The sequence below is a fragment of the Paenibacillus sp. FSL M8-0334 genome, assembly GCF_038000405.1.
Lineage (GTDB): Bacteria > Bacillota > Bacilli > Paenibacillales > Paenibacillaceae > Paenibacillus_AQ > Paenibacillus_AQ campinasensis.
Window position 1 is genome coordinate 83,724 of record NZ_JBBOCH010000002.1, and the last position, 20,340, is coordinate 104,063.

General features: G+C 53.9%; 18 protein-coding genes, 1 pseudogene and 1 riboswitch. Of the genes and pseudogenes, 15 read left to right on the forward strand and 4 right to left on the reverse strand.

The annotated features are described in order from the left end of the window. Positions 1 to 3: 3 nt before the first annotated feature. The gene (locus tag MKX64_RS14420; protein ID WP_095264645.1) at positions 4 to 1,167 is read right to left on the reverse strand and encodes an MFS transporter; all 1,164 of its coding nucleotides are present in this window, start codon (positions 1,165 to 1,167) and stop codon (positions 4 to 6) included. Positions 1,168 to 1,342: 175 nt separating this feature from the next. On the opposite strand from MKX64_RS14420, the gene MKX64_RS14425 reads away from it, so the two are divergent. From MKX64_RS14425 to MKX64_RS14450, 6 genes are all read left to right on the forward strand, one after another. Beyond that, on the forward strand, positions 1,343 to 1,795 hold the full coding sequence (locus MKX64_RS14425) for a hypothetical protein (RefSeq protein WP_095264646.1): 453 nt from the start codon (positions 1,343 to 1,345) through the stop codon (positions 1,793 to 1,795). Between the two features lie 111 nt (positions 1,796 to 1,906). Next, positions 1,907 to 3,058 carry a transglutaminase domain-containing protein gene (locus MKX64_RS14430; RefSeq protein WP_095264647.1) on the forward strand — a complete coding sequence of 384 codons (1,152 nt, stop codon included), beginning with the start codon at positions 1,907 to 1,909 and terminating at the stop codon, positions 3,056 to 3,058. Between the two features lie 144 nt (positions 3,059 to 3,202). Continuing rightward, a complete protein-coding gene (locus tag MKX64_RS14435) occupies positions 3,203 to 5,272 on the forward strand; it encodes a peptidoglycan D,D-transpeptidase FtsI family protein (RefSeq protein ID WP_095264648.1) in 2,070 nt (689 codons plus the stop codon). A 275-nt stretch (positions 5,273 to 5,547) separates the two neighbouring features. Continuing rightward, complete coding sequence (locus MKX64_RS14440) at positions 5,548 to 6,294, forward strand: Cof-type HAD-IIB family hydrolase (protein WP_095264649.1); 747 nt, start codon at positions 5,548 to 5,550, stop codon at positions 6,292 to 6,294. A gap of 4 nt (positions 6,295 to 6,298) precedes the next feature. Next, entirely contained in the window at positions 6,299 to 6,778 is a 480-nt protein-coding gene (locus MKX64_RS14445) for a DUF456 domain-containing protein (RefSeq protein ID WP_095264650.1), read from the forward strand. A gap of 133 nt (positions 6,779 to 6,911) precedes the next feature. Beyond that, a complete protein-coding gene (locus MKX64_RS14450) occupies positions 6,912 to 8,537 on the forward strand; it encodes a putative polysaccharide biosynthesis protein (protein WP_095264651.1) in 1,626 nt (541 codons plus the stop codon). Between the two features lie 244 nt (positions 8,538 to 8,781). Here the strand turns inward: MKX64_RS14450 and MKX64_RS14455 are convergent, their stop codons facing one another. Then, entirely contained in the window at positions 8,782 to 10,146 is a 1,365-nt protein-coding gene (locus MKX64_RS14455; RefSeq protein WP_155618029.1) for a DUF2515 family protein, read from the reverse strand. Between the two features lie 136 nt (positions 10,147 to 10,282). Here MKX64_RS14455 and MKX64_RS14460 point away from each other — a divergent pair, with 136 nt between their 5' ends. From MKX64_RS14460 to MKX64_RS14495, 8 genes and pseudogenes are all read left to right on the forward strand, one after another. Then, positions 10,283 to 10,627, forward strand: a complete 345-nt coding sequence (locus MKX64_RS14460; protein ID WP_095264653.1) for a thioredoxin family protein — start codon at positions 10,283 to 10,285, stop codon at positions 10,625 to 10,627. A gap of 256 nt (positions 10,628 to 10,883) precedes the next feature. Then, positions 10,884 to 11,858: a COX15/CtaA family protein gene (locus tag MKX64_RS14465; protein ID WP_095264654.1), complete on the forward strand. Its 975-nt coding sequence runs from the start codon at positions 10,884 to 10,886 to the stop codon at positions 11,856 to 11,858. 109 nt (positions 11,859 to 11,967) lie between these two features. Beyond that, positions 11,968 to 13,738 (forward strand): annotated as a pseudogene (locus MKX64_RS14470) (UbiD family decarboxylase). A gap of 110 nt (positions 13,739 to 13,848) precedes the next feature. After that, complete coding sequence (locus MKX64_RS14475; protein WP_095264656.1) at positions 13,849 to 14,574, forward strand: Cthe_2314 family HEPN domain-containing protein; 726 nt, start codon at positions 13,849 to 13,851, stop codon at positions 14,572 to 14,574. Positions 14,575 to 14,689: 115 nt separating this feature from the next. Beyond that, a riboswitch (SAM riboswitch) is annotated at positions 14,690 to 14,836 on the forward strand. A gap of 109 nt (positions 14,837 to 14,945) precedes the next feature. Next, positions 14,946 to 15,962 (forward strand): methionine ABC transporter ATP-binding protein, encoded by a 1,017-nt coding sequence (locus MKX64_RS14480; RefSeq protein WP_095264657.1) that lies wholly within the window; start codon positions 14,946 to 14,948, stop codon positions 15,960 to 15,962. After that, positions 15,962 to 16,630 (forward strand): methionine ABC transporter permease, encoded by a 669-nt coding sequence (locus tag MKX64_RS14485; RefSeq protein WP_095264658.1) that lies wholly within the window; start codon positions 15,962 to 15,964, stop codon positions 16,628 to 16,630. The genes MKX64_RS14480 and MKX64_RS14485 overlap by 1 nt, the downstream gene beginning before the upstream one ends. A gap of 68 nt (positions 16,631 to 16,698) precedes the next feature. Then, the gene (locus tag MKX64_RS14490) at positions 16,699 to 17,544 is read left to right on the forward strand and encodes a MetQ/NlpA family ABC transporter substrate-binding protein (protein WP_341036382.1); all 846 of its coding nucleotides are present in this window, start codon (positions 16,699 to 16,701) and stop codon (positions 17,542 to 17,544) included. 255 nt (positions 17,545 to 17,799) lie between these two features. After that, positions 17,800 to 18,573, forward strand: coding sequence for an SDR family oxidoreductase (locus MKX64_RS14495; RefSeq protein ID WP_095264660.1), 774 nt, complete (start codon positions 17,800 to 17,802; stop codon positions 18,571 to 18,573). A gap of 99 nt (positions 18,574 to 18,672) precedes the next feature. Here MKX64_RS14495 and MKX64_RS14500 read toward each other — a convergent pair whose 3' ends face one another. Then, a complete protein-coding gene (locus tag MKX64_RS14500; RefSeq protein ID WP_095264661.1) occupies positions 18,673 to 18,918 on the reverse strand; it encodes a NifU family protein in 246 nt (81 codons plus the stop codon). An 84-nt stretch (positions 18,919 to 19,002) separates the two neighbouring features. Between MKX64_RS14500 and MKX64_RS14505 the strand changes: the two genes are divergently transcribed. Then, positions 19,003 to 19,251, forward strand: coding sequence for a YuzB family protein (locus MKX64_RS14505; protein ID WP_095264662.1), 249 nt, complete (start codon positions 19,003 to 19,005; stop codon positions 19,249 to 19,251). On the opposite strand, the gene MKX64_RS14510 is transcribed toward MKX64_RS14505, so the two are convergent. Beyond that, positions 19,248 to 20,306 carry an NAD(P)/FAD-dependent oxidoreductase gene (locus MKX64_RS14510; protein ID WP_095264663.1) on the reverse strand — a complete coding sequence of 353 codons (1,059 nt, stop codon included), beginning with the start codon at positions 20,304 to 20,306 and terminating at the stop codon, positions 19,248 to 19,250. The two genes, MKX64_RS14505 and MKX64_RS14510, sit on opposite strands and share 4 nt — an antisense overlap. Positions 20,307 to 20,340 lie beyond the last annotated feature (34 nt).

A 20,340-nucleotide genomic window follows, 5' to 3' on the forward strand; every position in this document is an offset into this window, starting at 1 on the left:
TGCCTAGGTCGAAATCGGCTGATCAGCCGGGCGAATGCGCTCTACCGGGCGCCGCTGGTTCGGCAGCAGCATCAGCACAACCATAAGCAGGACGAAGGCGATGAAATAAGGAGAGATGAATGCGCGCAGCTGACCGGCTGCAATCGGACCGGCAAACGATCCAAGTGACATCGCAATCGATTGATACGAGAAGACACGGCCGAGCCTCGTCCCGCCGCTAAGCTCAATAAAGAGTGAGGATAGTGCCGGAAACAAGATGCCTTTGCAAAGGCCGAGAATGAACAGGATAGCTGTAAGCGGGATCTGCCCGATACCGGCCAAGGCATAGAAGCACAGCGCGAACCCAAGCATGCCGAAAGCGACACGGGGATAAGGCTCATACCGGTTCAGAAACAGCATGCACAGCGTGATCAGCGCTCCGAGGCTGACAACCGAGAACAGAAGGCCGGTGGACAGAATGCTCGCTTTCCCGCTCTCTCGCAGCGGAATTTCAAAAAAGAGGATGCCCTGAGAGCAAGCGATGGCAAAAGGGAGCAAATATAGACGAAGACTGAAGGGAAGACGCGCATCAGTCTCCTTCTTGTCCCCGGTTTCGGGGCTGGCCGAGTTGGCTGGAACGGGGGCTCTCTTCGGCAGGCTTAGATAAGCCATAAGTCCGGTGAGGATCAGCAGCCAGCCGAGGCTTTGAAAGGTGCCGGAGAAGCCGGTGTTGGCTACGATAAAGGCGCCTGCAGCAGGGGAGAGCACAGAGGCCAGCGTATGGATGACGCCGTGGCCGGACATGTACTTGCCCTGCGTTACCGGATCCCGGGACAGGGAGGCCAGGAGCGCAAGACAGGCCGGCGACAGGAAGGCGAGCACAAAGCCGCTGATGGAACGCAGGACGAGGAGCTGCCAGGGCCACTGGACATGTGCCTGCAGCAGAAGCACAATGCCGGCCGCTGTCAGGCTGAAGATGATGTAGCGTCTGCTGCCATGGCGGTCAATGAGGCCGCCGGCAATCAGATTGCCCGGCAGATGGGTGAGTGCATAGATGCCCATCATCCATCCGATAAAGGCCGGCGCTGCGCCAAGGGATATGGCGAACGGCGTCAATACGGGATACTGTGCGTGAAGATCAAAAAAGGCCAGGAACAAAAACATATAGAGCCATAATGCAGTTTTCAAGACGGCACCTCCAACCCGGCAAAAGATGTTATGTTACTACTTGTACGTTGGAATGGGCAAGCTTATACCTTTTCAATGTCCGGGAGGGTTGGCTGACAGAGCAACTGGGAATCATGTATAATTAACAAGGGCGGCCCGTGTGAGCTGTCTGAAGAGTCTACGGGAGTGAAGGATTATGAATACGGAAGTGTGGATAGAGTTTCTGAAGCAAAACTGGCTCGTCATTGTCATCGCCCTGATCGTATTGTTTGTTGTTCTCAATGTGGTGAGGACGGTTGTCAAATGGGCCCTCGCTGTGCTGATCATTGCAGGTTTGCTGATTTACAGCGGCATTTCGCTTGATCAGATCAAGGATGTCGTGTCTACGGTGACCGATGAGACCATCGACACCGTGAAGACGGAGGCACTGAATATGATGATGAAAGAAGCGCAAGAAGCTACGTATGTTAGCAACGGCGACGGCAGCTTCTCCATTACGGCCCCGAATTTGCAGCTTAAGGGGGAGTCCGGCTCCAATGAAGTTGAAGTGACTTTCAGAGGGGTTCCTGTGGGCAAATGGGAAATGAATGACACCATTCGCAGCTATATTGACAGCGCCAGAAATAACACCGGGTCCAATCAAGGCTGACAGAAATACGGAAGATGGTTCGTCTCGGCTTGAATGGCAACGATCGACTAGGTGCAGAACTCTTCCTCGTATACCAACAATGACATCATCCGGGAGGGGAGGATTATGCCCATGATGACAGAATGGTTGAATAGTTTGAAAGAGGGCAACGGGATTACGGTTCTGTTGCTCCTGGTTATATTGTTCTCGATATTTCAGGGCTGGAATCGCGGCGCTTCGCGATCAGCCGGAAAGCTCGTTCATTTTGTGGGGGATGCGCTTCTTCGTTTGATTGCGCTCGCTATCTCTGTGCCGTTTACGTTGTGGCTGTCCCCGAAAGCCGGGGACTGGCTTACGAAGCTTGGCAGCTCGCTACCAGACCGGGAGTTGAAGCTGTGGGAGCAGATGTACTATACGGCAGTAAGATCGATCGCGGACTTCCCGCTGCTTCGGTTTGCACTGCTGTTCATCATCGGTTACGGGCTGGTCGGCTTCATGCTCCGTCTGCTGGCTGCGATGACGCTTGGCAGCCGGATCAGCTTGTTCGGCCCGGGACGGGATTCTTCCGCATCGCTGCTCAGCCGATTGGCCGGAGCGGGCATCGGGGGCGTCATCGGAGCCGCTCGCAGCATCATCCTGATTGCGATTTTGTTCATTTGGGTCAGCTTGAATCCCGACAACGGCTTCAGCCGTTATGTCGAGGCCTCCCCGGTCTACAAGCAGGGAGCGCAAGCGGTGATTGAGCCTCTGTCAGGGACGATCGTCCGCGAGAGATTGCCGGTCTTCACGCAATCGGTTCAGGAAGAGCTGAACGGAATCATTCAGCGGAAGTATGAGGTCATCGATCACCAGATACCGGAGGGCATTGAGCAAACGGCTTCCCATATCGTGGAGGGAGCTGAGACCGATGAGGAGAAAGCGCGCAGGCTGTATGACTGGGTCGGCACCCGCATCGCTTATGATCATGAGAAGGTGCGCTTGTACGAAGAGCATCGCATCTGGAAGGAACAGACACCGGAGGATACCTACAATACCCGGCTTGGTGTCTGCATCGATTATGCCCGCCTGTACGCCATGATGGCCCGCTCGCAGGATTTGGATGTGCGAGTTGTGACCGGGCGGGGGTATAATGGTCAGGGCGGCTATGGCCCGCACGCCTGGAATGAAGTATACCTCAGCGAGGAAGGACGATGGGTTCCGCTTGATCCTACCTGGGCACAGAGCGGTGACTGGTTCAACCCGCCGCGCTTCAACGAAACGCATATCAAGGAGCAGGTCTTCTAGAGGGCCGAGGCTTCGTTAATCATTAAGCTTTAGAGGCGGGCTTTCGGGTGAAAGTCCGCCTTTCCTAGGTTCTCCGGATGAAGCGGCTTATCATTTTGTGTTAATATGAATTTATGTGATTGGGATAAAGGGGAGAAGCTTAAAGTGAAAGGGTTTAAGCCGGACAACAAACAGAACGAAGGGGAATCCAGCAATCAGTTTAATTTGCGGATCAATGTGTTTTTCTTCAGTACATTCATTCTATTTTGTATCATTATCGTTCGATTGGCGATTCTCCAATTTGTAGAGGGGCCTCAGCTTCAGGGACAGGAAACCGGCGGCCAGTCAAGAAGCTTCCCGCTTCAGCCGATCCGGGGAAGCATCGTGGATGCCTCCGGTACGCCGCTTGCTTATTCGACAGCTTCTCAATCGCTGTATATTACGCTGCTGAAGGATTACAGTTCTTCGGAGAGAGGGCAGCAGAATCGGCCTGAGATCGAAGAAGTGGCCGAGCAAATGGTCAAGGTATTTGATGAGTACGGGGACCCGGATGGGGAGCAGATGACCGTTGATGATGTCATCAAAGCGATGGACCTGGAGTTTAACAAGCAGCCCGGGTATGAGCCGCGACGGATCAAGAGCAATCTGACGCCTGAGGAAGTGGCGTATTTTCTGGAGCACAAAAATATATTTGCTGGCGTAGAGGTAGTGGAAGAAAGCTCGCGCCATTACAATACGGACCGCATTGCGGTACAGACCATCGGTTATTTACGGGAGTTTAAAGGGACTAAGGATCTGAACAAATATAAGGAGATCGATGAGCAGAACCGAACCCAGGAGGATCCGGGGCTGATCTATACCGAGCAGGAGAAGGTCGGTGTAGATGGACTCGAAATGATGTTCCAGGAGGAGCTTCGCGGTAAGAATGGCTACATCAGCATTCCGATCAATCCGCAAAATATGGCGGAAGGCGTGCCAACGATGGTGCCGCCGGAGAAAGGCTACAATGTCCACTCTACGATCCACAAGGATATTCAGCTGGCAGCACAGGAGGCGATCCTGGAGCAGCTGCAATGGCTGCACACCAATCCGGTCTCCGGCAAGCTTCACAGGGATGCGCTGACCGGTTACGCAGTCGCTATGGAGGTCGATACCGGAAACATCGTGGCGATGGCAAGCATGCCGGACTATGATCCGAACGTGTGGGAGAACGGATCGGACGATTGGGAGTCGGTCATGAAGTATTACCGCAACGGTACGATTTCGCCATACAGCTCCGGCAGATCAGGCAATAATCTGGAATCTGTGCTGCTGCTCGGTTCCACCGTCAAGCCGCTCAGCGTGCTGATTGGATTGAACGAGAATCTGTTTGGCGTGAATGAATACTATCCGGACATCGGATATGCCCAGATCGGGAAAGACCCGCGTCAAATCCGAAACTCGGGAAGCCGGGCGTTCGGTTCGCTGAATGCAATAACCGCCATTCAGAACTCCTCTAATGCCTATATGATCGATATGGTGGCAGAACGGCTGTTTGGCAAATACGGTTCCAAAGGTCTTGATGTATGGAATGACTATATGGAAGCCTTTGGCCTTGGCGTCTCGACAGGCTCTGGTCTTCCGAATGAGTTCCTGGGCCGGAAGGAATACAACAATGTAGAGCAGATGGGTAGCTCGCTGGCGTCGCTGGCCTTCTCATCCTTCGGTCAAGGGGGCAAGTATACCACGCTTCAGCTGGCTCAATACGCCGCAACTCTGGCAAACCGAGGCGAGCGGATCAAGCCGCAGCTGGCGACGGAGATTGTTGACCATAACGGCAATGTCGTGAAGAAGTTCGAACGGGAAGTTCTGAACAAGATGGAATTTTCGAAGGAACACTGGGATGCGGTCATTAAAGGCATGAACACGCAGGGTCTGCGGGCATTTGATGATTTCAGGTACGATTTTGCCAGAAAAACCGGTACGTCCGAGCAGGATATTTACATTAATGGAACGCGCAAACGGGTGGATAACGGTGTGTTTATCGCTTTTGCACCGCGTGAGAATCCGAAGCTGGCGGTAGCTGTAGTTATACCGGAGGGCGGATTCGGCTCCCAGAGCGCTGCGCCGATCGCGCGCAAAATATTCGACGCCTATGATGAAATCTACGGGCTCGACGGAACACCGCATCCGAAGCAAGACCTAGAAACGGAGCAGGAGGATGGAGAGCAGGGTGAGGGCGGGGAGAACCAGTAAGCCATAATCGGGGGAGCTCCCGCCGCCTCTGTGCTGAATAGACAGGCCGTGGGGAGCCTATCCCTGTGGCCTGTCTTTTGTTATGGTGAAACGAAATACACCTCCGGAACGTATATGCACAAGGTATGACTGAGACTGCCTGCTGGGGATGTCTGCCGATCTTTTTTGCTTCCTATTTATTTGTGGTAAAATGTCGTTATGTTTATGCGTGAGCTATAAAAGGTGTGGGATCGAACGCACCAGATCATGTTTGGAGAAACCAAGGGGGATGAACCATGGATTATAAATACCGGCTGCTGGCCTTGGACATGGATGGAACACTGCTTCAGGACAATCATGAAATCTCTGACGAGACGGTGAAATGGATCAAGGAGGCGGTCCGCCGCGGCATCTATGTATGCCTGTCCACCGGCCGGCCGTTCAAGGATGCATATCCTTACGCGAAACAGCTGGAGCTGATGACGCCGATGGTGACGGTGAACGGGAGCGAAGTATGGCGGGCGCCGTATGAGCTTCACCGCCGTGCGCTGCTCGACAGCAAGCTGGTGAAGCAGATGCATGAGCTGGCAGTGGAGACGGGCGCATGGTTCTGGGCCTACACCGTTGACCGGCTTTACAATGACACTCACTGGATTGATGATGTGGAGGGCCAGGAATGGCTGAAGTTTGGGTATACGACCGAGGATGATGAGGTCCGGCATCGGATTCTGATGTCCTTGCAGGATATGGGCGGACTGGAAATCACCAATTCCTCGCCGTATAACCTGGAGATTAACCCGATGGGCGTCAACAAAGCGACGGGCATCAGGCAGGTGTGCGAGCTGCTGGGCATTGAGATGTCCCAGGTCGTTGCCGTTGGCGACAGCTTGAACGATCTGGCGGTGATACAGCAGGCCGGACTCGGTGTGGCGATGGGCAATGCCCAACAGACCGTGAAGGATGAGGCGGATCTGGTCGTGTCCAGCAACAACGAGGACGGCATTGTCGAGGTGATCCGGGATCATATTTTGATCGAAGGGTGAGGTTATGGACATATTAGGCTGGTTTATCGTGATCGCTCTGTTTGTCATCGGTATGGCCGGAGCGATCTATCCAATATTGCCCGGGGTGCTCGCCATCTATTTTGCACTGTTTGTGTACGGGTGGTTCTTCTCGTTTGCAGATTACACGTTATGGTTCTGGATCATCCAGACCTTGATTCTGGTCGTGCTGTTTATCGCTGATTATGCGGTGAATGCCTGGGGTGTCAAGAAGCTTGGCGGCTCGAAGGCCTCCATATGGGGCAGTACGATCGGACTCATTATCGGGCCGTTTGTCATTCCGGCGTTCGGTCTGATCATCGGCCCGTTTCTGGGGGCGCTGATCGGGGAGATGCTGACCGGTTCCTCGCCGGGCAAGTCGCTCAAGGTTGGAATGGGCTCTGTACTGGGACTGTTCAGCAGCGTGCTGGTGAAGGTGATCTTGCAGCTGGCGATGATTATTATTTTCTTTATCTGGGTTTTCTAAATAACAGTCCCTTAGGGCCGGCAATTGATTGAAGAACGGCATGGTCACACTTTGCTTTAGAACGGGTGGCAGATGATCGGCGCATGGTTGCTGAGCTGACGGGATGCTTTTTTGGGGAAAGAAGGGTAGACACTTGTCGAAGAAGGAAACGTTTATTAAAGGAACCATCATTCTGGCCGTGGCTGCTCTGGTGGCGCGCGTGCTGGGCATCGCGCAGCGCGTGCCGCTTGAGCACATGCTGAACGATGTGGGACAGGCCTCATTCAATTTTGCCAATACGTTATATTTGATGCTGTTAACTGTAGCTACAGCGGGCATACCGAGCACGCTCAGCAAAATGATCTCCGAGCGCCACGCCTTGAACAAGCCTGCCGAGGCCCGGCGGGTATATCAGGCTGCGCTTTTGTTCGCAGCCGCAGCAGGCGTGATCATCACGGTGCTGCTCTATTTCGCAGCGCCGTATTACGCCACTTATGTGGCCGAGCTTCCGGAAGCGGCCCCGGCGATTCAGGCGCTGGCGCCGGCGCTGCTGCTGTTCCCGGCGATCGCGATGATGCGCGGCTACTTCCAGGGCCGCAACAATATGACGGCCGGCGGGCTGTCGCAGATCGTGGAGCAGATTGCGCGGGTCGTTACCGCTATCGGTCTGGCTTACATTTTGCTTCGCATGGGGTATGATGACAAGTGGGTTGCGGCTGGGGCATCCTTCGGGGGCGTGCTGGGCAGCATCGGGGCGTTTGCGGTCATGTTGTATTTTGCAGCCAAGCTCCGCCGCACGGACCGGGAGGCCCATATGCCGCCGGCTGACCGCTCGATCCCGCTGAGGGGAATCTACAAGGCGATATTCACCTTGTCCATTCCGATTGTGCTGTCATCGATGGCGGTGCCAGCGGTCAATTTCATCGACAATTCCATCGTCAAGCCGCTGCTTACCGGGCCGATTGGTGCGGAAGCGGCAACGGCAGCGCTGGCGGTGCTCGGCACGCGGGCACAGAGCGTGGCCGGCATTCCGCCGATTCTGGCCATCGCCCTAAGCACCTCGCTCATTCCGATCATCTCCGCAGCGTATGCGCGAAAGGATCAGGAGCATCTGGAGCAGCAGGTGACGATGGCGATGCGGGTCGCGATCATGACCGGCATGCCGGTTGTGATTGCGCTGTGTACGGCAGCATACTCCATTAACGGTCTTCTGTTCAGTAATCTGGAGGGAACCGGTATCATTGCGTTCCTGACATTTGGCACCATCCTTCAGATCACGATGATGACCACGAACTCGATTCTGCTTGGCATCGGCAAAGCGAAGCTATCCATGGTCCATGTCATGATTGGAGTGGTGGTCAAGCTGGCCGCAAGCTTCCTGCTGGCCCCGCTGTTTGGCATTTACGGCATTATCGGCGGCACCGCGATATGCTTCCTCGTGATCACAGCACTTAATCTTCGCTCGATCAAAGCGATTGTTGCGTTCTCCATGCTCGGAAAACGCTGGGTCGGCTTCGCGCTGACGGTGCTGGCCTCCGGGCTGGTCGGCTACGGCCTCAACCAGGCGGGCATTCAGCTGGTGCATGTGATGCCGAGCCGCTTGGCATTCCTGATAACCTGCCTCATCGTCGGCGTAGCCGTGGTGGTGGTGTATTTGGTGCTCATGGTGATGTTTGGCGTGCTGCGTCAATCCGAGCTTGCCAGCTATCCGCGTCCGTTGCAGAAGCTGTTCCGTCCGCTGATGAGACTGCAGCCTGCACGTCTTCGCGAGCGGGGATAACAGGCTGTCCACATCGTTTGATGTGAGGGGTGAAGACAAGCCCCGTGTGTTATGTGTCCAGGCATGTCCGATCGTGTCCGATCTTATTCGATCGGAGTCGCTTGCCGAAAGCTTCATGCAGGTCGGATGGCGTACCAGGAAAGTGCGCTGCGAGTATCTCCGGCTACAGGAAGTGTGTATGAAGCGCCAGGCTCGTCTCCCTTGGTATGGGAGGTGGCCTGGCTTTTTTTATGATTCTAGGTGACTAGAACTGTTCTTCGGCATCGTGAGCGAAGGCAATTCGCTCCAGTGCAAACCGGTGAGCATGGGTCATGTCGATCAGGAGCGGGCGGGAAGGCCGCTTCAGGTGGCTAAGCCGCTCTGTGGACTGAAACCAGTCGTACCTCGGAATCGGCTCGTACTCGTTATCGTACCAAACATCTTCGAGCCGTGGGCTGTATAGCCGATCACCGTAAGTTCTCCATTCGGATTCGAGCAGCTCCAGGCTGGCATCCTCACCCGCCATGGCCGCCTGCTTCCGGGATGTAAACAGCGCTGGCCAATATTCGGAGCGCGAGCCGTGATGATCCGTGCAGCGGGCAAAATGCATCACTCCCTCGTAAATATCCTTATAGCCGAACAGCATGGCGTATAACGCCTTCCCTGTCCTGATCCGTGCAGCAACGTCCTTGAACTGCCGCATGGTCAATCCGGCCAGCGGACGCAGAGGCAGGATGGATTCACGAAACAGATCGTGGCGGCAGTTCGGGCTCCCGAGCGGAAACAGAACCTGGTTCAGCCTGGCGATGTCAAATAATTTCATCGAGGGATGATCCAGTACATTTTGGCGAAACATCGGGTTCTGGACGACCCGCCCTTCAATATAGTTCTGCTCATTGATAATGAGTGCAACCGTTAATACCGGGCTGCTGCTCCGGTCCAGCCAGAATCGTTCCCAGAACGGAGTCATGAACGATGAGATATGAAAGTGAGGAAGCAAATGAAAGCAGCTTCTCCCCTGTTCGCGGCTGTATTGATACAGCAGCAGCTGCGGATAAGCGTCCTGAAAAATGAGCGCATTGCAGCGTTCCAGAAAGCGATACAGCCGGTCCTTAAACGGATCCTTTACAAGATCGGACATAAGCCCGCTCTTCAGATCGGTCATATTCCAGCCGGCATTGCGCGATACCATATGGGCGAGCAGCGCCCAGTGCACCTCGGGGAACGCCTCATAAAATTGTAAGTAAGCCCGGGTCCGGGTAATGTTGCTTTTGTTGGCATCCTGAACATTTTCACGGATGCGCTGCAGCAGCAGGTGGTCCCGGCTGGAAAGCTCCGACGGTGCCGGAGCAGAGCCCTGGATGGGGGGAATATGGGAGGCGCCTGTCGGCCCCGGATGGCCCCCGGTGTGCTCCATGCGTCGAATCGCGGCGGTTTTGTTTAATATTTCTAAAATGCTCTGGACTGCACTCTCGTTCCAATGGAGATCTTGCGGGGAGCGTCTGAGCTCGCTGGAATCCAGCCAGGCTGCTGTAAAACCGCTCAAGGCTGCCCCCGCCGCTCTCGGCAACGAGGCCAGCCTGGACCACAGATGCCGGGTGCCGGCCTTGAAGCCGTGAGAATCGCCCATGTGATGAACACCTTCCTTATCCTTGACTGTCGGACGTTCACATCGTTTATTGTCAGTATGGCTCGAAAATTTGACTTCCACTCTTCAATTTGATTCACTAAGGGTGACAGATTCGTCAGAAAGGGGAGATACCCACATGCAAAAGATTACATCTGAAGCGGAATTCCAGGTTGCGATCCAGTCGCCACGACTGACGGTCGCTGTTTTTAAAGCGGACTGGTGCGGAGATTGCAAGTTCATCGATCCGTTCATGCCGGAAGTGGAGACCAAGTTCTCCAATCAGCTCACTCTGGTTGAAGTGGATGTGGACGCAGTCGGGGATGTCAGCCAGCAGCAGAACATTTTGGGCATTCCGAGCTTTGTGGCCTATTCAGATGGGCGCGAGCTCGTTCGCTTCGTGAATAAATATCGCAAATCGCGCGAGGAGATTGAAGATTTCCTGCAGCGTGCCGTGGACGTATACGAGACGATCCACAAGTAAGGCTGGTGTTCGGGAAGGTGAACAGCGACCGAAGAGCAACAGGCAGTGCAGATGCCGCCGAATTGGGAAGCGCCGATTCGGCGGTATTTTTGTAGCGAATGCTCGGTCGTGCTACTATTGAACGCGTTTTCATCTATTTTGTCACAAACGCTTCATGACCTTGACAGCGGAATCAGGTATAATGGAATGTGGATTGTACATAGAAGGTAATGTTCGGCTTGTGGGATAGATCATTACGGGGCAGCAGGTGAGATTAGTGAATGATAAACAATTGAAATGGCTTAGCTACGCAACATGTGTGATCATGTTCTGCGCAACCTTCGGCGGCATGGTCGTGACCAAGACAGGGTCAGGACTTGGGTGCGGGGAAGAGTGGCCGCTGTGTAACGGCAGATTTGTTCCCGCTTACACCGTGGCGTCGATGATTGAATACTCGCATCGGGCGGTGAGCGGACTTGCAGGTCTAGCTGCGCTCGCATCCTTGATCGCCTTCTGGAAATATAAGCGGGATCGCCGGGACTTGATGGCGTATGTCATCATGACTTCCATCTTTGTCATCGTACAAGCCATTATGGGAGCTTTTGCGGTGGTGAACCGGCAGTCGGCAGCTGTCATGGCCCTGCATTTCGGCTTTTCGCTTATTGCGTTTGCCAGCTCGGCCATGCTTGCGCTGGGCATGCGAAGGGTGGAGAAGTCGGGGGGCATGGCCAACGACAAGCCCCAGCCCCGGGTTACGCCAGCGTTTCGTTGGCTCGTCTGGGCGACGGCTATTTATACCTATATCGTCGTTTACATCGGGGCGTTTGTCAGTCATACCGATTCCAGGGAAGGCTGTTCAGGCTGGCCGCTGTGTAACGGCGAGGTGATTCCGGAGCTGAGCGGAGGCGTAGGCATCGCCTTTATGCACAGGGTGGCGGCGCTGCTGCTACTGGTACTGGTGGCCGTTATGGGACATTTTGCATACTGGCGCAACCGGAACAACCGGGAGATTCAGATGCTGGGCGTTGCTGCAACGATTCTGTGCGTGCTGCAGGTGATCAGCGGCGGGATTATTATGGCAACGATCCACAACGAGGAAGTCTATGTGTTCTCGGCATTGGGACATACCTTGCTGATCTCCATATTGTTCGGCGTCCTTAGTTATATGAGTGTCAGAGTGTGGCAGCTGAGCAGACCAGCCTCGCTGCAGCAGACATCCGACCAGGCCCGGGATCAGAAACATATCGTTTAGAGGCAGCCGTCAGGCTGTGGAAGTCCAACGATGAGCATCATATGGAAACGCAGGCATAGTCCCCGGACAATTGTACGAGGACTATGCTGCTATTGAAGGAGTGGGCTCGTTGATCTATCAAAACTTACGCCAATGGCTGGAAACGCTTCGCAAGGAAAATGATCTGACCGTCATCGAAGCACCGGTGGATCCGTACCTGGAGCTTGCTGAAATTCATCGCCGTGTCATTGAGGAGGGAGGGCCTGCGCTGCTCTTTACGAATGTAAAGGGCACGCCGTTCCCGGTAGCAACGAATCTGTTCGGTACGCCGCGGCGGGTGGATATGGCTTTTGGTCCTCGGCCTGAGCAGCTGATGAAGTCGCTGGTTGAAGCGACGGGAACGCTGATTCCGCCGACATTGCCGGCCATTTGGAACGAGCGCGGACTGATCAAGGATATGCTCAAGGTTGGCATGAAGCGTGTCGTCCCGCAGGAAGCCCCGATCATGGGCGTAAAGGTGACGGAGGAGCCGCTGAAACATTTGCCAAGACTGACAAGCTGGCAGGAGGACGGAGGTCCGTTCATTACGCTTCCGCTCGTCTACACAGAGAGCCCTTCCAGGTCAAAGCACCACAATTTGGGTATGTATCGCATCCAGATCTACGACAATAACACGACCGGGATTCACTGGCAGATTCATAAGGGCGGCGGGTTCCATTACTTTGAAGCGGAGCAGCAGAACCAGCCGCTGCCGGTGTCGATCTTTATCGGCGGCCCTCCGGCGCTGATCGCTGCAGCGATCGCTCCCGTTCCGGAGCATCTGCCTGAGCTGCTTCTGGCCTCGCTGATCATGGGCGGGCGTCTGCCGATGACGGACAACCCGCTGGGCGGACATCGCATTCCGGCGGAGGCCGAATTTGCGATCAGCGGTTATGTGCCGCCGCATGAGCGCCGTCTTGAAGGGCCGTTTGGCGATCATTACGGCTATTATTCTCTGGCGCACGAGTATCCGGTGCTGCATGTGAACCATATGTGGCATCGCAAGGATGCCATCTATCCGGCTACAATTGTAGGCAAACCGAGACAGGAGGATTATTATCTGGGCGATTTCCTGCAGCGCCTGCTGTCGCCGGCGTTTCCGATGGTAATGCCATCGGTCCGCTCGCTCTGGACTTATGCTGAGACCGGATTCCATGCACTGACGGCCGCGGTGGTTCGGGAAAGCTATTCGCGTGAAGCGCTCGTATCGGCCTTCCGCATCTTGGGAGAAGGGCAGCTGTCGCTGACGAAGTTTCCTGATGCTGACAAGCCGCCCGGTGGATCTGACCGATTTCAACGAGACGCTGGAGGCGGTGCTTGAGCGCTTCGACCCGTCCACAGACCTGTATATTTTCAACAAAACATCCCAGGATACGCTCGATTATACAGGTGAAAAACTGAATCATGGCAGCAAGGCTGTGCTCATCGGCGTTGGCCATCCAATTCGCGAGCTTCCGCGCAGCTATGAGGAAGGCGACATCCCGGGCATTGACAACGTTGTTGCGTATTGCGGCGGTTGTCTTGTCGTTTCCGGGGCATCCTATGACAAAGATTCCGATCTCGCCCTGCGCGTGATGGAGCATCTGAAATCGCGGGACACGTCGTGGCCGCTCGTTATCGTTGTGGATAATGCACAGCAGGCGGCAGCGACCCAAACCTCCTTCCTGTGGACGGTATTTACCCGCTTCAATCCAGCGACCGACCTGTTCGCTGCGGCGAATGTTCAGCATCATCACCTGTCGTACCGGCTGCCGATTGTTATAGACGCGCGCATGAAGCCGGATTATCCTGCTGAGCTGTTCCCGCGTGAGGATATCGTCAACATGGTGGATGAGCGCTGGAATGAGTATTTTGCCAAGTAATCGGGACATTCGCGTTAGCTGTATTTGGTTGCTCTGGAGATGTTGAAGTAGAAGTATGCGGGAAACTATGGCGGCGAATGGTGAACAACTTGTGAACAGGGAGGGATGGCATGCTTCGGACCTTGTTAGGGGAGCAGCCCCGACATAATGATGGATATCTTAAAGCTGCGGTGGAATCGATGACGAAGACCGTACAGCTGCTGCGGGAGGAGATCAAGAAACATCCGGATCCGACCCATGACCACCGCAAGCTGGAAATCTGGATACGCGGGCTGATTGTATCGCTGGATGAACTGGAGCAGAGCTGGTATGCAGCCTGCCATTTTCGCAAATCGGTGACGTCCGGCTTCATTGATGATATGTCGCTTCAGGAGAAGGAAGAGTACGCCAGGTATGTGTATTTTTATAAGAATGGATTCATCCGTGTGTTTGCCATTCTGGATAAGCTGGGCACTGTGCTTGATGAGCTGTTCAATTTGCACACATCCAAGGTAAAAGTGCATTTTTCCTATTTTACCGTACTGCGGCAGTTTAAATTTCTGAAAATTCATGATTCGCTGTCCGAGGAGCTTGAAGGGATCAAAGCCAAGTACAAGGTGCCGATGGGGACGCTGCGCAAACGGCGTAATGCCGAGATTCATTACATGAACGCTGAAATGCAGGATGATCTGTGGCAGAGGATGCAGGGGCATGATACGAAGCTTGAGCTGGAGGATCTGGATGCGCATCTGGATGATCTGAAGCAAGGACTGGATATGGTATGCCAGACGCTCGCAGCGTCGTTCCGGTATACGAATCAGATCTGGACGACCCAAGGAATTCAGCTTGAAAACTGACCTGATGGGGAAGCTACTATGAAATTCCTTTTGACAAAAAGCTGAAAAAAAACTATACTAACAATTGCATTCGATGAAATTCCTCATGAAAACGATAATTTCATAACACATTTATTTCTTATCGAGAGCGGCGGAGGGACAGGCCCGATGAAGCCCGGCAACCGATTCCTGACGTTAAGCGGATCACCGCAGACGTCTGGAGTGTCATGGTGCTAATTCCTTCAAGACTTTGGAATCTATCCGAAGTTTTGACAGATGAGAAAAGGCATTGACTTTACGTAAAGAGAGCCCTTTTTGATTCTGACAAAGAGAGGCTCTTTTCTTTATGGACAATAGATGTGCCAAAGGCTAGGGAAAGGGAGGCTCAAGATTTGATACAGATCAAACAATTGACGAAGCAGTACGGCACGGGCGGCAATGTAACTACCGCTTTGTCCGGATTGAATCTGTCAATTGACAAAGGAGAAATATTTGGCGTTATCGGACATTCCGGAGCCGGGAAGAGTACCTTGATCCGCTGCATCAATCTGCTGGAGCGGCCGACGTCGGGCGAGGTATGGGTTGGCGGCGTCAACCTGACGCGCCTCGGCAAGACCGAGCTGCAGGCCCAGCGGCGCAAGATCGGTATGATTTTTCAGCATTTCAATCTGCTGTCCTCGGCGACCGTGTTTGACAATATCGCGTATCCGCTGCGACTGACGAAGACGCCCAAGGCGGAAATCGAGCGCAAGGTGAAGGAGATGCTGAGCCTGGTCGGACTTGAGGCGCACAGCCATAAATATCCTGCACAGCTGTCCGGCGGACAGAAGCAGCGGGTTGGCATAGCAAGAGCGCTCGCAAGCGACCCGGAGGTGCTGCTGTGCGACGAAGCAACTTCGGCGCTCGATCCGCAGACGACGGATTCCATCCTGAAGCTGCTTCTGGATATCAACAAGCGGTTCAACTTGACGATTGTGCTGATTACGCATGAGATGCACGTCATCCAAAGCATCTGCGACAAGGTTGCTGTCATTCACCAGGGCGGCATCGTGGAGCAGGGGCCGGTAGCGGAGGTGTTCCTCAAGCCGCAGCATGAGGTTACAAAGGAATTCATCCGCCAGGAAACCGATAGCGGCGAAGCGCTGCGTCTGGCGATTGCAGGTGCTGCTTCCGGTCCATCGCGCGCGGTGAAGATTACGTTCCTTGGCACCAAGACGTATGAGTCGATTCTGTCCCGCATTGTGCATGAGACCGGCGTGAATTTTGCTATTCTGCAGGGGACAATTTCAACGATCAAGGAAACGCCGTACGGTCAGCTGATCGTCCGGTTCGAAGGTGACGAAATTGCCACGGACGAGACAATAAAGAAGCTGCTTGAGCAAGGGCTCGACGTGGAGGTGATTCGTTGATGCTGGGTTTGGACTTTTCTCAGGTAAACTGGAATGAAATCGGGACCGCTTCGCTTGATACACTGCGGATGCTGGGGCTATCGGCATTATTCAGCTTTATTCTCGGTTTGCCGATCGGGGTAATACTGTATATGGCCGCCAGGTCGACGTCGGGCTGGGTTAGATTCGGATATGGAATTCTTTCCTTTATCGTTAATATTCTGCGTTCTATTCCGTACATCATTCTGATCGTGGCGATGATTCCGATTACGAAATCGATTGTCGGTGTATCCTACGGAGTGATTGGAACGATTCCGCCGCTGGTTGTCGGGGCGGCCCCGTTCTTTGCAAGGCTGGTGGAAACTGCGCTGAATGAAGTGGATAAGGGCGTGATTGAAGCGGCTCAGGCGATGGGCTCCTCGACACGGCACATTATCTTTCGGGTACTGCTGCCGGAGGCGCGGCCGGGTCTGCTCGCAGCGATGACCATCACTATCGTTACGCTGGTCTCCTATACGGCGATGTCCGGCCAGGTCGGCGGCGGCGGTCTTGGTAACTTGGCGATCCAATACGGCTATTATCGTTATGATACCGAGATTATGATTATTGCCGTTATTGCCATGATTGTATTGGTACAGTTGTTGCAGATGGCCGGTGACCGGCTGGTGCGGCGTTTTACGAGAAAGTAAGTTTTTGAAGAAGGCAGCAAGGGATTTCACATATAGAGATGATATTACATTTGTGGAGGGGTTAAGAAATGAAAAAATGGTTATCCGGATTCATCAGTTTAGCATTGGTTGGGGCTCTCGCGGCTTGCGGCGGCGGAGGCACAGACAACAATAATGCATCCCAGCCGGAGGGTGGAAGCGAGTCTGCTCCTGAAGCAGTTACCATCAAGGTTGGCGCAACACCGGTACCGCATGCCCAAATTCTGGAGCATATCAAGCCGGCTCTTGCCGAAGAGGGCGTTAACCTGGAAATTGTCGAGTTCACCGATTATCAAATGCCGAATACACAAGTAGATTCCAAAGAGCTGGATGCGAACTTCTTCCAGCATCAGCCTTACTTGGACGGAGAAATCAATGCACGCGGTCTGGAACTTGAACCGGTTATTGCCGTTCACATTGAGCCGCTTGGCGTATATTCCAGAACGATTACTTCCATTGACGAGCTTAAAGATGGCGTGGTCGTGGCGATTCCAAACGACCCAACCAACCTGGGCCGTGCGCTGTCCCTGCTGTCCAAGAACGGCGTGATCAAGCTGGAGGATGAGAACAAGCTGGAAGCGACCACCCGGGATATCGTGGAAAATCCGAAAAATCTGAAATTCCAGGATGTAGATGCAGCGATGCTGCCGCGCATGCTGGATGAAATGGATCTTGCGGTGATCAACACGAACTACGCACTTGAAGCAGACCTGGATCCAACCAAGGACTCCCTGCTGCTTGAGGATAAAGACAACCCGTATGCCAACCTGCTGGTGGCTCGTCCGGACAACAAAGATTCCGACGCCATTCAGAAACTGGCTAAAGCGTTGACTACGGAAGATGTGAGAAGCTTTATCGAACAGGAATTCGGAGGCGCGGTCGTTCCAGCATTCTAATATTGCAGCGGAACAGACAGCATACTGTGACAGAATAAGCGAACAGGTGCGAATTTATCGCACCTGTTCGCTTTTTTAGTACGGCTAGAATCGGTGTTATAAGGGCAAACGAAGACAGAGGCGATGAGAGTAGTAACGGACGGAGGAAGGCCAGCCTAGCATGGCTGCGGTCGGCGGTGTGACGTCTCAGGTTGTTTGAAGGCCATCCCATCCATTATACTGAGGACAGGACATCCACTTGGAGGAGGGAAAGCCTTGAAGGGGAAGGTGGCGCTGATTACAGGCAGTGCGACGGGACTCGGCAAGATGACTGCATTGTCGCTTGCACGTCAGGGATGCCATATTGCCGTTAACTATGTGAACAGTCAAGCGCAGGCAGAGTCGCTTTGCCGAGAGATACAGAAGTTTGGCGTGTCATCGATATCGGTTCAGGCGGATATAACCGATGAGCAGCAGTTGTACTCGCTTGTGGATACAACGGAGCAGCAGCTTGGAACGGTGGATATTCTTGTTAACAATGCAGGGCCATATATTCATGAGCGGCGGTTGTTTGCCGACTATTCCAGAGATGAGATTGTTCGTCTCGTCAACGGGAATCTAACCGGGGTTATGCTTCTGGATCATCGCGTGCTGCCGGCTATGCGGGAGAAGAAGTGGGGACGAATTATTCATTTCGGCTTCGGGCATGCAGTGGAGGCGCGGGCCTGGCCGCATCGGGCCGTATATGCCGCGGCCAAGGTCGGGCTGGTGTCGTTCACGAAGACGCTTGCGATTGAGGAAGCGCCGCACGGGATTACGGTCAATATGGTGTGTCCCGGTGATATTCGGGGAGCGAACAAGGAGAAGACGATTGAAGAAGTGACCGGCGTCGATGACGGGCTGACACCGCGAGGGCGCTCCGGAAGCGGGGAAGATGTAGCCCGGGTGATTGAGTTTCTGTGCCAGGATCGATCGGATTTCCTAACCGGCAACATGATCAATGTGTCCGGCGGGCTTGATCCGATCCGTTCACGGATTAAACCGGAATGACTCGACTGCTTGAAGTGAACGATTCTGTATGGAATGACAGCAAAAAAAAGAGTCTTGGTTCGGAGAAGAACCAAGACTTTCTTTTATAATAAACCATGATTAGAATACTTGTACTACTTCTTGAACGCCTTCCACTTCTTCAACGAGGGCGCGTTCAATTCCTGCCTTCAGTGTAATGGTGGAGCTTGGGCAGCTTCCGCAAGCACCCATCAGCTTCAGCTTAACGATGCCGTCTTCAACGTCGACCAATTCCACGTCACCGCCGTCGCGCTGCAGGAACGGACGAAGCTTATCAAGCACTTCAGCCACTTCATCATACATGGTGATTTGTGCGTTATCGCTCATCTTGTTCAACTCCTTTCCTTTCTTTATTATAGTACATAAACCGCCAAAATAAAATGGCAAACTTATAAGGCAGGTTCTTGACTTATGTCCATTATGATTGAATTTTGCACGAGTAACAGCTATTTCGGAACGGATCAGGCGCTTCAGCCGCTTGCCGAGCGGTTTGATTGCCAAATTATTGAATATGGCTGCTTGACCGACTGCGGGCAATGTTACCTGGCGCCTTTTGCCTATGTGGATGGCGACCGGGTGGAAGCCGTCACGTCCGAAGAACTGTTCGCCCTTATTTCACAGAAGCTTGAGCTTCTAGAGCAGGAGAATGAGAAGGGCTAATAATTCCGCTTCGACTTCCACAGGACACCGCTTTTCAGGATGCGCGGTACGCGTCCGATGACCGAAGTGCTCCCCATCAATCCGAAGCCGGCATGCTTGCCAAGGGAACCGAGCGTCCCTTTCAGCTTCAACGGATGGACTTTAGGGGTATCATTTCTCCACAGCGCCTTCAGCACGTTGCCGACCTGCTCCGCCTGCGCGCCTGCAGCCTGGGCACTCGGCACGAACGGAAGGCTGGCGCAATCGCCGATGACGTATACCTCAGGGTGAGAGGGCACCTGATACCATTCATTCAGCAGGATACGGCCGCTGCGGTCTTTGGGCAGATCGAGCTCCTGAACGACCTTGACCGGCTGAATGCCGGCCGTCCAGACCGCGATGTCGGTTTCGATAGGTTCTTCAAGGTTGAATACCGCATCCTGCTCCACCCGGGAGACAGACACGCCGTTATGGATTTCCACATTGTGATCCTCAAACCAGCGGTGAATATAAGCAGACAAACGATTCGGAAAAGAAGAAAGGACCCGTTGTCCCCGATCGAGGATGGCGATATTCAAGTCAGGCCGGCTCTCCCGCAGATCGGCTGCAAGCTCGATCCCGCTCAAGCCGCCGCCGATAATATGAACCCGGCTGTACGGTCTGAGGTTGTTCAGACGGACGTACGTTTCTCTGGCCGCTGCAAATGACTGCAGACTGCAAGTGTATTCTTCGGCTCCCGGAACGCCGTGGTACCGGTCTGTACACCCGAGCGCGATGGCCAGCTGGTCATATTCTATCGGGTCATCATTCAGCATAAGCACCCGCTTGTTCTCCAGATCAATCTCTGTCACCTCACCATACAGGATGCGCAATCCTTCATATTGAGGGAATTTCACGCGTACCGATACATCGGAGACGGTTCCGGCAGCCAGAGCGTAATATTCGGTCTTCAAGCCCTGGTAGGGCATGCGGTCGACGAGAATAACTTCTACATCTGGAGGAAGATAGCCGCTGAACAATTCTTGAATCAAAGCGAGGCCGCCATAGCCTCCACCGAGAATGACGAGCTTTTTCATAGATTTCTTCCTTTCTTGAGAGAAAATGCGTATG

What these genes read in the sequence shown, in the direction of transcription:
- MKX64_RS14460 (WP_095264653.1), top strand. Translation starts at nt 10,283, where the DNA reads ATGCAAAAGATTACATCTGAAGCGGAATTCCAGGTTGCGATCCAGTCG.
- MKX64_RS14500 (WP_095264661.1), bottom strand. Translation starts at nt 18,918, where the DNA reads ATGAGCGATAACGCACAAATCACCATGTATGATGAAGTGGCTGAAGTG.
- MKX64_RS14455 (WP_155618029.1), bottom strand. Translation starts at nt 10,146, where the DNA reads ATGGGCGATTCTCACGGCTTCAAGGCCGGCACCCGGCATCTGTGGTCC.
- MKX64_RS14485 (WP_095264658.1), top strand. Translation starts at nt 15,962, where the DNA reads ATGCTGGGTTTGGACTTTTCTCAGGTAAACTGGAATGAAATCGGGACC.
- MKX64_RS14440 (WP_095264649.1), top strand. Translation starts at nt 5,548, where the DNA reads ATGGATTATAAATACCGGCTGCTGGCCTTGGACATGGATGGAACACTG.
- MKX64_RS14425 (WP_095264646.1), top strand. Translation starts at nt 1,343, where the DNA reads ATGAATACGGAAGTGTGGATAGAGTTTCTGAAGCAAAACTGGCTCGTC.
- MKX64_RS14490 (WP_341036382.1), top strand. Translation starts at nt 16,699, where the DNA reads ATGAAAAAATGGTTATCCGGATTCATCAGTTTAGCATTGGTTGGGGCT.
- MKX64_RS14430 (WP_095264647.1), top strand. Translation starts at nt 1,907, where the DNA reads ATGATGACAGAATGGTTGAATAGTTTGAAAGAGGGCAACGGGATTACG.
- MKX64_RS14445 (WP_095264650.1), top strand. Translation starts at nt 6,299, where the DNA reads ATGGACATATTAGGCTGGTTTATCGTGATCGCTCTGTTTGTCATCGGT.
- MKX64_RS14505 (WP_095264662.1), top strand. Translation starts at nt 19,003, where the DNA reads ATGTCCATTATGATTGAATTTTGCACGAGTAACAGCTATTTCGGAACG.
- MKX64_RS14475 (WP_095264656.1), top strand. Translation starts at nt 13,849, where the DNA reads ATGCTTCGGACCTTGTTAGGGGAGCAGCCCCGACATAATGATGGATAT.
- MKX64_RS14510 (WP_095264663.1), bottom strand. Translation starts at nt 20,306, where the DNA reads ATGAAAAAGCTCGTCATTCTCGGTGGAGGCTATGGCGGCCTCGCTTTG.